This is a genomic window from Moraxella sp. FZLJ2109 (assembly GCF_024296965.1).
Classification (GTDB): Bacteria; Pseudomonadota; Gammaproteobacteria; order Pseudomonadales; family Moraxellaceae; genus Moraxella.
This window is the reverse complement of the sequence record NZ_CP101112.1, coordinates 960010-976173: the sequence shown is the minus strand read 5'-3', so window position 1 is coordinate 976173 and position 16164 is coordinate 960010. Positions and strand designations below refer to the sequence as shown.

Sequence of the window (16164 nt, the reverse complement as noted above, 5' to 3'; positions counted from 1 at the left end):
ACCATGTCGTTCATATGGCAATTTTAAGTCATTGACTTAACAATAAAAATTGCCCAGTCAATAAGACTGGGCAATTTTACAAACCTTATTCCCACTCAATCGTCGCAGGCGGTTTACTACTCACATCATAGACCACGCGAGATACATCTTTGATTTCATTCATAATACGCGTTGAGATTTTATCCACCAATTCATATGGCAAATGAGCAAAACGAGCGGTCATAAAATCCACCGTTTCCACTGCTCTGAGGGCAATCACCCACGCATAACGGCGACCATCTCCGACCACGCCGACTGATTTTACAGGTTGGAACACCGCAAAGGCTTGAGCGGTCTTATCATACCAGCCAGACGCACGCAACTCCTGCATAAAAATATCATCGGCAAGGCGCAAAATATCAGCATATTCTTTTTTCACTTCGCCTAAAATACGCACACCTAAACCCGGGCCTGGGAATGGATGACGATAAATCATATGATGTGGAATACCAAGTGCCACGCCAAGTTTACGCACTTCATCTTTAAATAAATCACGCAATGGCTCAACCAATTCAAACGCCAAATCATCAGGTAATCCGCCCACATTATGATGGGATTTAATCACATGAGCTTTACCTTGTTTGCTGGCTGCTGACTCAATCACATCTGGGTAAATCGTTCCTTGTGCTAAGAATTTTACACCATCCAATTTACGAGCTTCTTCGGCAAAAACTTCAATAAATTCACGCCCGATAATTTTGCGTTTGGCTTCAGGGTCGGTAACACCTGCCAAAGCGGTCAAAAAGCGATTTTCCGCATCTGCACGAATTACACGAATACCCATATTTTCGGCAAACATTTGCATGACTTGGTCGCCTTCATTAAGACGAAGTAAGCCATTGTCCACAAATACGCAGGTAAGTTGGTCGCCAATCGCACGGTGCAACAGGGCAGCCACCACCGAGCTATCTACCCCACCTGACAAGCCAAGTAAGACTTTTTGGTCGCCAATTTGTTCTTGAAGTTGTTTAATGCGCAATTCGATGATATTTTCAGAATTCCACGCATTACCACAACCGCAAATGATATGTACAAAGTTTGAAATCAGTTCTGTGCCTTTGGCGGTGTGGGTAACTTCTGGGTGAAATTGTACGCCATAAAATTTGCGATTTTCATCGCTAGCAGACGCATACGGACAGCTTGGCGTGGAAGATGTTACGGTAAATCCGTCAGGTAATTTGACGACTTTATCGCCATGACTCATCCATACTTGTGATTGATTTTTGTCATCGCCCACTTTGCTAAGTAAGCTGTCTTGATGACTGATATTAATCTCGGCATAACCAAATTCATGTACGACACCAGCTTCTACTTTTCCGCCTAATTGCTCAGCCATGGTCTGAAAGCCGTAGCAAATGCCCAGTACAGGCACGCCCAAATTAAAGACGATTTCTGGTGCGCGTGGTGAGCCTACTTCATGCACACTTTCAGGCCCCCCTGATAAGATAATACCTTTGGGATTAAAGGCTTTGATGTCCTCGATTGACATATCATAGGCGTACATTTCAGAGTAAACGCCTGCTTCACGCACTCGGCGGGCGATGAGTTGGCTGTATTGTGAGCCAAAATCTAGGATAAGAATGCGGTCTTGGGTGATGCTGGTCATGGGTTTTCCTACAAGTGATCAATTTTAAAAAATTAAAAATAATAATAAATTTCAATCAGTTATTAAATATACTCTTGCAAATATATCGGCGATCAATACAACATTGCCCAGCAAGACACTGGGCAACAAAATCACGCATCAATATCTGCATTCAGAGCATTTTCTTCAATAAAGATACGGCGTGGCTCGACATCATCACCCATCAGACAGCTGAACAGATGATCGGCTTTGATAGCGTCTTCGATGGTGATTTTGAGCATACGGCGATTTTCAGGATCCATAGTGGTCTCCCATAGCTGCTCTTTGTTCATCTCACCCAAGCCCTTATAACGCTGCACATCAACACCACGGCGCGCTGCCAGCATCAACTGATCCCACAGGTGGTGAAAATCACGAATCGCCAAATCTTTATCGCCGCGTCTTAGATAAGCATCTTCGCCAAGCACAGTATTCCACTCGCCCGACAGACGCAATAGGCGCGCATAATCTGACGACGCCATAAAGCCCAAATCCAGCAGATATTGATGTGGCAAGCGATGCTGATAAATGGTAATGCGCGGCAGCCACTGACCGGTGTCTTGACTGTTTTTGCCATCGACACCTGTCATCTCGACAAGCTCAATCTTTGGCTCAAGCTTTGGTGCAATTGTGCTAAGCTTGGCTTGTAGCGCATCCGCCCAAGCTTGTACCGCAGCTTTATCATGAATGCTTACGGTGTCAAATTTCGGTACAAAAGTCAAAGCATCAAGCAGCTCAGCAGGGTATTTGCTTTGCAAGCGATTTTTCACCACTTGGCTTTGGCTATAGGCATTGAGCAGCTTTTCTAAAGCCAATCCCGTCACCGCAGGCGTATCCGCGCTCAAAAACAGCGAATGATCATCAATGGTCGATGACAGCAAGTACGCATCCAATGCTTCAGCGTCTTTAAGATACACTTCTTGCTTGCCGCGTTTGACCTTATACAATGGCGGCTGCGCGATATAAATGTGCCCACGCTCAATCAGCTCAGGCATTTGACGGAAAAAGAATGTCAAAAGTAAGGTGCGGATGTGCGAACCATCGACATCAGCGTCAGTCATGATGACGATTTTGTGATAGCGTAGCTTATCTGGATTGTACTCATCAGGACCGATACCTGTGCCAAGCGCAGTGATCAGCGTGCCGACTTCAGCGGATGACAGCATCTTGTCAAATCGCGCGCGCTCAACATTCAAAATCTTACCTTTCAAAGGCAAAATCGCCTGCATCTTGCGGTTGCGCCCTTGTTTAGCAGAGCCGCCCGCCGAGTCACCCTCGACAATGAATAATTCTGATAAAGCCGGATCTTTTTCTTGACAATCCGCCAATTTACCCGGCAGACCTGCAATATCCAACGAACTCTTGCGACGCGTCATCTCACGCGCCTTACGCGCCGCATCACGCGCACGCGCCGCATCGATGATTTTGGCGGCGATTGACTTGGCAGCGGTTGGATTTTCCAATAGGTATTCTGACAAGCGTTCGTGCATCGTGGTCTCAACCACAGATTTAACTTCACTTGAGACCAGCTTATCCTTGGTCTGCGAGCTGAATTTTGGATCTGGTACTTTGACAGAAATGATCGCCATCAAGCCTTCGCGCGCATCATCGCCTGTGACTTGCACTTTTTCTTTTTTGGTTAAATTCTCAGATTCCATATAATGGTTCAAGCAGCGCGTCAAGGCTGAGCGAAAACCTGATAAATGCGTGCCGCCGTCTTTTTGTGGAATGTTATTGGTAAAGCACAGCACTTTTTCGTTATAGCTGTCCGACCATTGCAGCGCCACTTCAACACCAATGCCATCTGCGCCATCTGCCGTGAAATGAAAAATGTCGTTTAGGGTTTGCTTGCCGCCATTGATATAGCTGACAAATTCTGACAAGCCGCCCTTATGCTCAAACACTTGGCTGACCCCTGTGCGCTCATCAGTCAGCACGATGCGCACGCCAGAATTTAGAAATGACAATTCGCGCAGACGCTTAGCAAGGATGTCATAATCAAAAGTGGTCACACCCTTAAAAATCTCAAAGCTTGGATAAAAGCGTACCTGCGTGCCTGTCTGCGTCGATGGCTCAAGCTTGGTAAGCGGCGCATCTGCCACGCCATCGGTATAGCTTTGGCTGTGCGCATAACCATCACGCCAGATGTTGAGCACCAGTTTTTTGGATAGGGCATTGACCACCGACACACCCACACCATGCAGACCGCCTGAGACCTTGTAAGAATTATCATCAAACTTACCGCCTGCGTGCAACACCGTCATGATCACTTCAGCTGCCGATACACCTTCTTCAGGGTGGATATCCACAGGAATGCCGCGACCATTATCCATCACCGACACCGACTCATCATCATGAACGATGATATTGATCTCATCACAATGACCTGCCAGCGCTTCATCGATGGCATTATCCACGACTTCAAACACCATATGGTGCAAACCTGTGCCATCATCGGTATCACCAATGTACATCCCTGGGCGGACGCGCACCGCTTCCAAGCCGCGCAGGACTCGGACATTTTTGGCGGTATATTCTTCGCTGCCGCCAGTATTGTGGTTTTCGTTGGTGATCTCAGTCATGATAAATCAATCCTTCCAAGGGCATTTTTTGGGGGTGATTTCTACCCAAATTCTTTTGATAAAATTAGCGTTTATTATAGCATTTTTTTTATCAAAAGTCATCTTTGACGCAGGGTATTTGACACGAGTAATCACAAGAATATGTATCATCACTTTGGTAAGATTTTGGTAAATAAGATAGGTGGTGGCATGAGTGGAAATATGACGGTTTATACAGCGACAAACTCACCCTGTTTCACATGAAACATCTGATAGCTATTCATCGCTACAGCAGGGAGATCAGTGGTGGTATCGAGCAGTGATTGCTGAAGTTGATTTTTAAGTTTTTGTTGAATAACAGTATGAAGATCATCATGTAAGCTTGTGATGATGATCTGACAAGGCAGGGATAATACCGCATCTAATAACACATCGATCGCCTGCGCATCAAGCTCAGCATCGATGTCATCGATCAGTACAGTCGGTGGGTTAATTAGGTGCGTTACCGCGGCGGATTGATCGCTTTGCTGTGTGATCATTTCACAGACCAAAGTCAATTGCGATAACCGCAGTGCAGTGATGAGTAGCTTTTTTTCACCGCGTGATAAGATGTGGGTTGCCGCTTCGGTTTGTGCCGCTTCATCCGCTGCTGACATTGTCATCAGCACCAAGACATCAGCACGATGCACACCTACGCGCGTATAGCCAAGCTCAATGTCCGCCATCGTACGCGCGGATAAAATCGCTTGCAAAGACTGACTGCTGTCAAATCCTGCATGATAGCTTAAGTGTAGCTTATCTTGATAATCTGGCAATAATTTACCCAGCATATTGGCAAAGTGTAACTGCCACTGATCAAACATCTGCCTGCGACAAACATCAATCTGCTCGGCATACAAGGACAATTGCCCATCCCACGCGGTCAGCTCTGCCAATCTTTGGCGAATGCCACGCTGCTTAAGTAGGCTGTTTCGCTGCTTGAGCAGTCGCTGATAATTGAGCCACGCTTGATAAAAATCAGGTTTCACATGAAACGCCAACCAATCGATCAGCTGACGGCGATTACTACTACCTTCATCCAATAGACTCATGCTTGACGGATCGATCAATAGCGTCGGCAGATGAAAACTGAGTGCACTTTGTGATGGCAAGGGCAGCTGATTCATGCGAATCTGCGTATCGCTTTTACCTTGGGTGTCCAGCTGTTTTTTGATGGCGATGCTGGCAGTTTCACCGAAGTTTGTACTTGCCCACACCACACAGTTATCCTTGTGATGACTGATGTAACGACGCGGCTCATGATGGCGAAAACTGCGCCCGCGTGACAGCAAAAACACCGATTCTAATAAAGAAGTCTTGCCACTGCCATTTTCACCGACCACCAAATTACAACGGGCAAGTGAAAGATTCACCTGCCCCAGATTGCGAAAATGATGGATACTCAGACGCTCAATCATGCCCTAAACCCACACAGGCACACATCAGACGCGCATCGGCATGATGACATATTGATGCAGCTCATCACCGATTTGATGGATCAAAGCAGGTGTGCTTGGCTGATTCATCTCAAGTTGAATGCGTCCATCAAGCACGCCTAAGACCGCACGCAGATAGGATTCATTAAATGACAATTCAATCGGCGTGCCTTGATAGGACACGGCCAGCAATTCTTCAGCTTCGCCTTGGTCACGATTATTTACGCCAACTTTACAAACTTCAGCTTGATCGAACTCAAGCAGCACCCCTGGTGCTTCTTTGCTATTTAACACCGAAATGCGGCGCAGTACATCGACCGCTGCTTCTTTGTCAAATTGTGCGATCTTATCATTATTAGTCGGCAAGACGCGGCGATAATCAGGGAATTTACCTTCGATCAAGCGCGCCGATAGACTAACCACCAGCTGACTGTGCGTTTCGGTATCGCTCAGCACCAAGCCCACTTGCAAAAACTCGCCATCAAAGCCCAATTCCACCACTTCAGTATCGTCATTGGTCTTAGCAAGCTCAAGCAATAGACGCTCAAGCTCAAGCACCGCCTTACCTGGAATAATCATCTGACTGGTTTCATAATTTTCTGAAAGCACGCGATGTGCCACCGCCAAGCGATGACCATCGGTTGCCACCGCAGTCAATTTATTATCTTGGATCTCAAACAGCATACCTGTCAGATAATGGCGCACATCTTGGGTCGCCATCGCAAAACGCGTATGATGAATCAGGCTTGTCAAATCACCTTGGGTGATCTTGATGATATTAGATGCGCTTGCTGTGCCGATGCTTGGGAAATCCTGCGCGGGCAGGCTGCTTAGCGTGTATTTGCCTTTGCCACTGGTGATCAAACAGCGCGTCGTCCCTTCTGGCGCATCGATGGTGATCATCTCTTCAGACAGTGATTTACAGATATTAAAAAACATCTCGGCAGGCAGCGTCGTTGAGCCTGCTTGCAAGCACGCACCTTCAGGAATCTCAAAGCGCGTGGTCAGCTCAAGCTCCAAATCCGACGCAGTCAAAGTCAGACTTTGCTGATCCAAAACCAGCTTGATATTACCCAAAATAACAAAGCGATGGCGCTTATCAGCCGCCTTCACCACCAAATTGATCGCCTTGATCAATAGCTCACGATTGATGGATAATTTCATACACACTCACTGTTTTTCTAAGGTTAATTCTTACGCGTATTCTAACATCATCTTTAGCTTATGATAATCCGTTTCGATGCTAGGATCGGTCATTTTCAGCTCTTCAATCTTCTCGCACGCGTGCATCACGGTCGTATGATCACGTCCACCAAACACCTGCCCGATCTCAGGAAAGCTGTCGCGCGTCACTTCACGGATCAGCGCCATCGCCATTTGGCGTGGACGGGCAATATTGCGCGCGCGCTTTTTACCCATCAGATCTTTGGGTGAAATCTCATAAAATTCCGCCACCAAATCACGAATACTCTCAGCATTCAAAGCACGGGCGCGCGATTGCACTTGATCGCGAATGGCATCACGCACCAGTGCCATGGTGACAGGCACGCCTTTTAAATCAGCAGACATACGCACATTTTTAAGCGCGCCTTCAAGACCACGCACATCAGGCGGTAAGTTTTGCGCCATAAAAATTGCGCAATCTCTGGGCAGATCAATCTGTAATAGACTCGCCTTTTTCTCCAAAATCTGTACACGCATCTCCATATCAGGCGGTAAAATAGCCAAGGATAAACCACCTGATAAGCGTGAAATACTACGATCATCAAAATTAGTCATCTGCGACGGCGGACGATTCGACGCCATCACCACCTGCTTACCAGGCTGAGAAAAATGCTCGAACAAAGTCATTAAAATCTCAGTGACTTTTGGTGCTTTTTTGCCATCGTACATGTGCATGTCATCGATGATCAACAAATCTGCGGCGCAAATCTCTTTTTTAAATTTATCAATCTTATCATTGACCACCGCTTTGAGCGTCGTGCTATAAAAATGCTCTTTGGTGAAATAAAAAAACGATTTGCCGTATTTTTGGTAGCGATGCGCCATGGCATGCATCAGGTGCGTCTTGCCAAGCCCTGATGAACCATAAATAAAAATCGGACCATAGTTGTACTTGCTGTCTTTTTTGGACAGCTCATTACACGCATTGTACGCATCTTGATTGGCGCGCCCCTTGACAAAGCCATCAAAGGTAAAGGTCGGATCAATTGACAAGCTTTCAACGACTGCTGTCGATGTCTTGGTGCGCGCGGCAGCTTTTGGTTTTGCCTTAGTACTTGGTGTGGTGCTGACCACCATCTCCACACGCACATCACTGATCGCACCCTGACCATAAGCAGTTACCAATGCCTTGATGCGTGCCAAATAGCTATTGACATGATTGACAAAAATCGCATTTGGCGCAAGTAAAATCAGCACGCCATCATCCAGCTGCGGACGCAGTGGCGTGATCCATTGGCGGTAGTCTTTTTCTTGCAGCTCCATCTGCAAGTCAGCCAAGCACTGTTGCCACACCTGGCTGCCATCAGCATGCTCTGACACGCTTTGACTAAATTCATCGGCAAACAAACTCATGACCCAACCTACCCAGCAATCCAAAAAATGACGCAACCACTGCGCCATTCATCAACAGCACAATACCCTAATTAAAAAATAATTAAATTTACTCAGTATAAAAATGAAAATATGACACCAGAGACTTTGCGCCCCTGATCCAAATATGGGACAAATACTACCACATTTCGCCCAAATTTCAAGCATTATTTTTTGTGGATAACTTTATGGATAAGACTGTGGATAACTAAAATCACCCAGTTTTCCACATTTTACAAACAGATTATTAACATATTTTTCCACAGTATAACTTACTGATTTTAATCATAAAATATTGGTTATCCACAAAAAATCTACCACCTTATTATTATTATATTATTTTTTATTTATATAAAATAAGACAAGTAAAAATCTGTGGATAACTTTTTTGTAATCCGCTTGTCATACGCCATTATAACAGCCCTATCATTTGAGTAAAACAGCGATTTTTGACACCAAAAAAACAATTTCTTTGTAAGCGATTGATCTGATTAATATAAAAAAATCTGGTGAAATTTAATCACAGTCACCAAGACCTACCAAGGACCTAATCTTGATGAGTTCTGTGAAAGACTTGACTTTGTTTATCTATTTTGATATGATTGGAAAGTTTTTTGCTGATTTTATCACAAAAACCATTAACTAGTTAATTGTAAATTGGTCGTTTGGTGGCTTTTTGGCTACTGCCGACACTCAAGTCATTACAGATTTTGTAATGCTAGACATCTTAAGGTGACTTATGAAACGTACATTTCAACCAAGCGTTTTAAAGCGCAAGCGTACTCACGGTTTCCGTGCTCGTATGGCAACCAAAAAAGGCCGCCAAGTTTTGGCTCGCCGTCGTGCCAAAGGCCGTCATCGTTTGACTGTGTAATGTAAATTACAGCCAAATCCAAAAGCACCGCACTGTCGGTGCTTTTTTGTGTCCAGATTTTTTTAATCATTGCTTGGTGCGTTGTAAGATTGCCATCAAAAGTCAAATGACTGCAAAAATTTTAACAACAATTCATTCGTTTAGTGCTACAATCCTTATTATTTCTCTTGTAATTTACCATGACTGATACCAATTTTTCTACATCTGATACTTCAGTGTCTATAACCAAACCTGTGAATTTTGGCTTTGATAAATCCCAGCGTCTTTTGCGCCCAGATGAGTTCAAAACGGTGTTTGATGCACCGATCAAAAAAATTCACACACCACATTTATTGGCATTTATTGGAAAATCCGATAAGTCATCAGCGCGCTTAGGGCTTGCCATCACCAAAAAGAAACTCAAAAAGGCGGTCGATCGCAACCGTATTAAGCGCATCACGCGTGAAGCATTTCGCCATCATTGTCCCGCTCTTATACCGATCGATGTGGTGCTGATCGTCAAAGTCAGCTACGATCGTGAGTTTGACATCACTGATGAAGTTGCTCAATTATTTAATAAAATTAACAAACAATTCTCAAAGTAAAAATCCCTAATTTTTCTTATTGATAAGAAATGTTAAAAAAACTACTGCTTGGGTTTATTTACCTATATCAGCGTTATATCAGCCCAATGATGGCGCCGCGCTGTCGCTATTACCCCACTTGTTCGGCTTATGGTAGGCAAGCACTACTGTGGCATGGGGTGCGCCGTGGTCTGCCGATGCTGATTCGGCGTGTGGCAAGTTGCCATCCTTGGGGTGGGTCAGGCATTGATTTTGTGCCTGTGCCTTTGTATCGCTTGTATTTTGTACCAAGTAACATCAAGCCACACATGGTCTATGATGAGCCAATGTTTTATGCTGATTTGCTCAATCATTATTTGTGTCATCACAGTGCGTGAGTGATTTTTGACAATTTTCCCCAAAAAATCAAACTTTTAGCAATATTTTCTAGGATTTTTAGCATAAGTCTAGTAAAATAAAGGGTTTGTTCACAAGATTTTTGGATTTTGACCTATGAACCTTGGGTTTGTGGCGTCTAGGTAGAGTTAGGATTGATAACTATGCAAAAAATTCTTCGGATTTTGATCATCATTGCGATGCTGATCACCGCCTATTTGCTGGTGCTTGCGTGGCGTGATGATTATGCGGGCAAGCCTGCAACCACGCAGCCTGTGGCGACACAGTCAGTCAGTGATGTGCCATCGGCAACCAGTGGCGATGTGCCAGCGGTGGCGGGTACGCCTGTTGCCACTGCCGCCACAAGTCAACTTGTCAGCGTCTCAACCGACCGCCACGACATCAAGATTGACCTAAATGGTGGTGATATTGTCTATACGGCATTAAAGCAGTATCCAGCCACCAAAGATGGCAGTGATCCGTTTGTATTGCTAGAAAGCGACACAGCGCACACTTATGTGGCTCAGACCATGGTGGTTGGCGATGGTGTGGACAGCACCGCAGGCCGCGCCAAGTACCAAGCGGATGCGACAAGCTATGAGATGACGGGTGATGCCCTAACCGTGCCATTGACTTATGAAAATAATGGCGTGAAGGTCACCAAAATCTACACCTTTACCAAGGGTCAATACCCGATCGGCGTCAAGCAAATCATCAGCAATACTTCAGGCAGGGATTGGCAAGGTGAAGCTTATACGCAGCTAAAACGCGATAACAGCAGCGATCCAGGTGTTGAAAATAAAGGCATGATGAGCATGGCGACTTATCTGGGTGGTGCTTGGGGTACGCCAGATGAGCCGTATAATAAGCTTAAATTTGGCAATTTTAATGATGGCGAGCTGAATGTCTCAAGTGACAAAGGCTGGGTTGGTGTGGTGCAGCATTATTTTGTCTCTGCGTGGACGCCAAAAAATTACACCGCGACTTTCTTTAGCCGCAGCACCGCCACCGAAAACTACATCGGTTATAAGACTGCTGTCGCCGTGGCAAATGGTAAGCAAATTGAGCTTGACAGCACCTTGTACGCAGGTCCAAAAGTGCAAAAAGAACTTGCGCCAGTGGCTGAAGGCTTGAACCAAACGGTGGATTATGGTCTATTATGGCCGATCTCAAAAGTACTGTTTGCCATCCTTGAAAATATCCATAAATTCATCGGCAACTGGGGCTGGTCAATCATCGTGCTGACTTTGATTGTTAAAGTTGCACTGTTTTGGCTGTCAAACAAAAGCTATATGTCGATGGCGAAAATGCGCGCCATCGCACCAAAGCTACAAGCTTTAAAAGACAAGCATGGCGATGATCGTATGGCGATGAGCCAAGAGATGATGCAGCTGTATCGTGACGAGAAAGTCAATCCGATGGCAGGCTGCTTGCCGATTTTGATTCAGATGCCGATTTTCCTAGCCTTGTACTGGGTGTTGGTAGAGTCGGTGGAGCTGCGTCACGCGCCGTGGATGGGCTGGATTACCGACCTATCAGCGATGGATCCGTGGTTTATTTTGCCGATTTTCATGGGTGTGACCATGTTTGTACAGCAGCTGCTAAACCCACAACCGACCGATCCAATGCAGGCGAAAATGATGAAAATCTTGCCTGTGGTCTTTGCGGTATTCATGCTGTGGTTCCCGGCAGGTCTTGTGCTGTACTGGACGGTGAATAACCTATTTAGTATGACGCATCAGCATATCGTCAATAAGCGTGTAGAAAAGCAAATGCAAGCGCGCGAAAGCTGATTAAACTAAGCATCCAATCCCATCAAGTCTGACTTGGTGGGATTTTTCTTGGCTTGATGGTGGGGAAATTTTGCCATTTTTAATACGAAAGTGATACAATAAAAGGTTAAACTAAATTTATCTTAAAATAGCAATATTCATACCATGAACACATCGACCCAACTGCCCACCATTGCCGCCATCGCCACACCCATTGGACAAGGGGGTGTGGGCGTCATTCGCCTGTCGGGTAAGGCAGCTTATGAGATTGGTTGCGCCATCACGCGCCGCGATCATCTAACGCCGCGCATGGCACATTTTGGCGGCTTTTATGGGATAGACGGCATCATTGATGAAGGGGTGGTGATTTATTTTAAAGCACCACATTCATTCACTGGTGAAGATGTGGTGGAGCTGCAGGGACATGGCGGCATGGTGTTACAAAATATGCTGCTGGCGCGCGTGTTTGAGCTTGGTGCGCGCCAAGCGACGGCGGGTGAGTTTTCTTATCGCGCCTTTGAAAATGACAAGATGGATTTGGTGCAAGCTGAAGCCATCAGCGATGCCATCGCTGCCACTTCCACCGCTCAAGCCAGCAGTGCCATTCGCTCACTGACTGGGGAATTTTCCCACAAAATCAATCACTTGGTGGATGAGCTGACGCATTTGCGTCTATATGTCGAAGCGGCGATTGACTTTCCTGATGAAGAAGATGTGGATTTTTTGGGTGATGGTGTGATCGAGTCCAAGATCAATTCGGTGCTTGGTGGCATTGATGCGATTTTGGATACTGCCAAGCAAGGACAGCTGCTTCGCGATGGTGTGCATGTGGTGCTGGCAGGTAAGCCCAATGCAGGCAAATCAAGCCTACTAAACCGCTTATCCGGCACGGAGCGCGCCATCGTCACGGACATCGCAGGGACGACACGCGATACGCTCGAAGAGACTTTGGTATTGGGTGGCTTGACCGTGCATTTGACGGACACTGCAGGGCTTCGTGATACGGTAGATAAGGTTGAGCAAATCGGTATTGCGCGCGCGTTTGATGCTATTAAAAAAGCCGATGTACTGCTGATGGTCTATGATGTTAATACCGAGCATGATCCGCTTGCCTTGGCGCATGAGCTGTTCGCTGCTGAATTGGATACCGAGATGGGTGAGATTATCCGCCAAAAGCTGATCATGGTTGCTAATAAATGCGATTTGCTGGACGCTTTGCCTGAAGCAGGTGTTTCACATGAAACAAATGATACACCAAAAATTGTCCATGTTTCATGTGAAACATCTTATGGTATTGATACACTGGTACAAGTGCTGAGTGATAAAGTGGGCTTTCATCCACCAGAAAATAGTCTGATCGCACGCACGCGTCACATTGATGCCCTAAAGCGCGCTAAAGCATTTACCTTAGAAGCGCTTGAGCAGCTGACAGTGTATCATGCTGGGGAGTTGGTGGCGGACAGCCTAAGATTGTCCCAACAAGCTTTAGGTGAGATCACAGGGCAGATGAGCGCCGATGAATTATTGGGTAAAATTTTCTCAAGCTTTTGTATTGGCAAATAAGGTGAGTATGATAGAAAAATTTGTCGGTTGATAAAAGTAATATCCAATCCAAATTTATCAGCAATTACCACAAATTTTCTAATAGATCAAAATTAATCAAATCACGATAAATTTTGCCATTTGATAAAAATTTTTAAAAAATTAAAAAAATAAATGAGGTTGATATGCACTGCCCATTTTGTAATGATGAAGATACCAAAGTGATCGATTCGCGTCTGGCGGCAGAAGGGGCGCAAGTTCGTCGTCGTCGTCAGTGTGTGTCCTGCGGCGAGCGATTTGTGACTTTTGAGATTTATGAAGTGGTGATGCCGCGTATCGTCAAATCCAGTGGACGCGTTGAGCCTTATGATCAGGCCAAATTACGCCGTTCGATCGCCCTACCGCTACAAAAGCGCCCCATCAGCGCCGATGAGATCGAAGCGACCATCAGCCGTATCGAGCAAGCGGTGCGCAAGACTGGCGAGCGCGAAGTAACCAGCAAGAAGCTTGGTGAGATCGTGATGAGTGAACTTAAGGCGCTGGACGATGTGGCGTATGTTCGCTTTGCCAGCGTGTATCGCGACTTTCAGGACATCAGCGAGTTTCGCGCTGAGCTTGATAAAATCACTCCAGCTAATGCTGCGCAGATGGATGAATCATGATGCAGTCGACTGATGTGTATTATATGACGCTTGCCATCGCCGAAGCGAAAAAAGGCGAGTTCACCACGCGTCCGAATCCTGCAGTCGGCTGTGTGTTGGTCAAAGACGGCAAGGTGATTGGTGCGGGTCATCACCCCAGGGCGGGACTTCGCCATGCTGAGATTTACGCCATGCAGAATGCGACTGCGTGCGGCCATGACATTGCAGGTGCGACCGCCTATGTCACGCTTGAGCCGTGCAGTCATAGGGGGCGCACGCCGCCATGTGCTGATGCACTAATCGCTGCACGCGTCGCCAAAGTGGTGATCGCCTGTCTTGACAGCAATCCAAAGGTCGCGGGCAATGGCGTAGCAAAGCTGACAGCCGCAGGTATCGAAGTTGTTGTCGGAGTTTGTGAAGCACAAGCGCGCGCCTTGAATGCAGGATTTTTAAAGGCGATGGCGACAGGTATGCCTTATGTGCGGCTGAAAGTTGGCGCAAGCCTTGATGGTCGCACGGCGATGGGATCGGGCGAGTCGAAGTGGATCACAAGCGATGCAGCGCGCGAAGATGTGCAGCGACTGCGTGCCAAAAGCGCAGCGATCATCACAGGCAGCGGCACAGTGATGGCTGATGATCCAAGTCTAAATGTGCGCAGTCCATCACTTGGCGTGCCGATAGATACCATTCCACAGCCAAAAATCATCGTCGTCGATCGCGCAGGACAGCTACAGAAGCCCAATGATTATCAAGTCTGTAAGCGAGCTGATACGCTGATTTGGCAAGGGGATTTGACGGAGCTTCTGACGACTTTGGTCAAAGAGCATCAGTGCTATGATGTGCTAGTTGAAGCAGGTGCACGACTATCTGGCGCGTTCATTGCTGCTGATTTGGTCGATGAGCTGATTGTTTATCAAGCGCCTTGTATTTTGGGTGCAGATGCCAGACCGATGTTTGATTTTACGCTTGAAACTTTGGCAGAACAAAAGCGATTTGAGCTTGTGTCTGTTGATAAAATTGGTACGGACATTCGCCAAATTTACCATAAATTAGCTTAATTGACTGTATAGTAGATTTGGCAATAAAACAAGTTATCCACAGCTTGATTTGTATGAAAATTAGACAAATGAAAGGCTTAAAATGTTTCATGTGAAACTGTGGATAACTGCTAAAACCATATGATTTGATGAGTTAATTTTTATCATAAAATATTGATTTTTAATGATTTTATATAAAATTTATCTCGCAGAAGTATTTTATAAATCCCTGTGGATAACTTAGATTTTGCCAAATTGCTTGAAAAAGATACACAATAACCAAATAAAGTTATCCACAACCCAATCAATAACAATAAGAGAAAAACCATGTTTACAGGAATTATTGAAACCACAGGTACAATCAAGGCGATCAATCAAGTTAGTGGTGATGTTGAACTTGTCATCTCTGCGCCTGATTTGGATTTTGGCGATGTACAATTGGGCGATTCTATCGCGTCAAACGGCATCTGTCTGACGGTGGTATTCATTGGTGATAAGAGCTACGCGGTGGATGTTTCCCGTGAAACCTTGAGCAAATCGGCACTGAAAAACTGGCGTGTCGGCGATACCATCAATCTGGAAAAAGCGATGTTGCCAACCACGCGATTTGGCGGTCATATCGTCGCAGGTCATGTCGATGGTGTCGGCGTGGTGCGCCACATCGCCAAAGACGCACGCTCAATTTATATCGAGATCGAGATTCCTGGCGAGCTGATGCGCTATACAGCCGATAAAGGCTCGATCACTGTCGATGGCATCAGCCTTACCAGCAATGCCATCAAGCCTGCACAAAACTTGGTGTGTTTAAATATCATCCCGCACACTGCTGAGCGCACCAACATCGCGCGTCACTGGTCGGTGGGTGCATTGGTGAATATCGAAGTGGATTTGGTCGCGCGCTACCTTGAGCGACTGCTGCTGTCGAATAAAACTGACAGCAAACCAATCAGTAATATCACCGAAGAGACATTAGCGAAAGCTGGATTTATCTGATAATTTTTAAGTAAATTTTTATAATAAACGCATGATTAATTATTGAAATGTTTCTAATATTGTTTTAGTTAAA

At 45.8% G+C, this 16164-nt stretch carries 13 protein-coding genes; 8 read left to right on the top strand and 5 right to left on the bottom strand.

Annotation, left to right across the window (positions count from 1 at the left end; translation table 11 throughout):
• Positions 1-85 precede the first annotated feature (85 nt).
• The 5 genes from guaA to dnaA form a co-directional block, all read right to left on the bottom strand.
• On the bottom strand, positions 86-1645 hold the full coding sequence (gene guaA, locus NKU06_RS04445; protein WP_254729069.1) for a glutamine-hydrolyzing GMP synthase: 1560 nt from the start codon (positions 1643-1645) through the stop codon (positions 86-88).
• A gap of 131 nt (positions 1646-1776) precedes the next feature.
• Positions 1777-4236: a DNA topoisomerase (ATP-hydrolyzing) subunit B gene (gyrB, locus tag NKU06_RS04440; RefSeq protein ID WP_254732147.1), complete on the bottom strand. Its 2460-nt coding sequence runs from the start codon at positions 4234-4236 to the stop codon at positions 1777-1779.
• A gap of 218 nt (positions 4237-4454) precedes the next feature.
• A complete protein-coding gene (locus NKU06_RS04435) occupies positions 4455-5681 on the bottom strand; it encodes a DNA replication/repair protein RecF (protein WP_254729067.1) in 1227 nt (408 codons plus the stop codon).
• Positions 5682-5705: 24 nt separating this feature from the next.
• A complete protein-coding gene (gene dnaN, locus NKU06_RS04430; protein WP_254729065.1) occupies positions 5706-6863 on the bottom strand; it encodes a DNA polymerase III subunit beta in 1158 nt (385 codons plus the stop codon).
• Positions 6864-6893: 30 nt separating this feature from the next.
• Positions 6894-8276 carry a chromosomal replication initiator protein DnaA gene (gene dnaA, locus NKU06_RS04425; protein WP_254729063.1) on the bottom strand — a complete coding sequence of 461 codons (1383 nt, stop codon included), beginning with the start codon at positions 8274-8276 and terminating at the stop codon, positions 6894-6896.
• Positions 8277-9033: 757 nt separating this feature from the next.
• On the opposite strand from dnaA, the gene rpmH reads away from it, so the two are divergent.
• The 8 genes from rpmH to NKU06_RS04385 all read left to right on the top strand — a co-directional run bounded on the left by rpmH (position 9034) and on the right by NKU06_RS04385 (position 16091).
• Positions 9034-9168, top strand: a complete 135-nt coding sequence (gene rpmH, locus NKU06_RS04420) for a 50S ribosomal protein L34 (protein ID WP_003662232.1) — start codon at positions 9034-9036, stop codon at positions 9166-9168.
• 215 nt (positions 9169-9383) lie between these two features.
• Positions 9384-9752, top strand: coding sequence for a ribonuclease P protein component (gene rnpA / locus NKU06_RS04415; protein WP_254729061.1), 369 nt, complete (start codon positions 9384-9386; stop codon positions 9750-9752).
• Between the two features lie 29 nt (positions 9753-9781).
• Complete coding sequence (gene yidD, locus NKU06_RS04410; protein WP_254729059.1) at positions 9782-10108, top strand: membrane protein insertion efficiency factor YidD; 327 nt, start codon at positions 9782-9784, stop codon at positions 10106-10108.
• A 162-nt stretch (positions 10109-10270) separates the two neighbouring features.
• Positions 10271-11899: a membrane protein insertase YidC gene (gene yidC, locus NKU06_RS04405; protein WP_254729057.1), complete on the top strand. Its 1629-nt coding sequence runs from the start codon at positions 10271-10273 to the stop codon at positions 11897-11899.
• 144 nt (positions 11900-12043) lie between these two features.
• Complete coding sequence (gene mnmE / locus NKU06_RS04400) at positions 12044-13441, top strand: tRNA uridine-5-carboxymethylaminomethyl(34) synthesis GTPase MnmE (protein WP_254729055.1); 1398 nt, start codon at positions 12044-12046, stop codon at positions 13439-13441.
• Positions 13442-13605: 164 nt separating this feature from the next.
• A complete protein-coding gene (nrdR, locus tag NKU06_RS04395; protein ID WP_253224577.1) occupies positions 13606-14082 on the top strand; it encodes a transcriptional regulator NrdR in 477 nt (158 codons plus the stop codon).
• The gene (ribD, locus tag NKU06_RS04390; protein ID WP_254729053.1) at positions 14079-15119 is read left to right on the top strand and encodes a bifunctional diaminohydroxyphosphoribosylaminopyrimidine deaminase/5-amino-6-(5-phosphoribosylamino)uracil reductase RibD; all 1041 of its coding nucleotides are present in this window, start codon (positions 14079-14081) and stop codon (positions 15117-15119) included. The genes nrdR and ribD overlap by 4 nt, the downstream gene beginning before the upstream one ends.
• 306 nt (positions 15120-15425) lie before the next feature.
• Positions 15426-16091, top strand: coding sequence for a riboflavin synthase (locus NKU06_RS04385; RefSeq protein WP_254729051.1), 666 nt, complete (start codon positions 15426-15428; stop codon positions 16089-16091).
• Positions 16092-16164 lie beyond the last annotated feature (73 nt).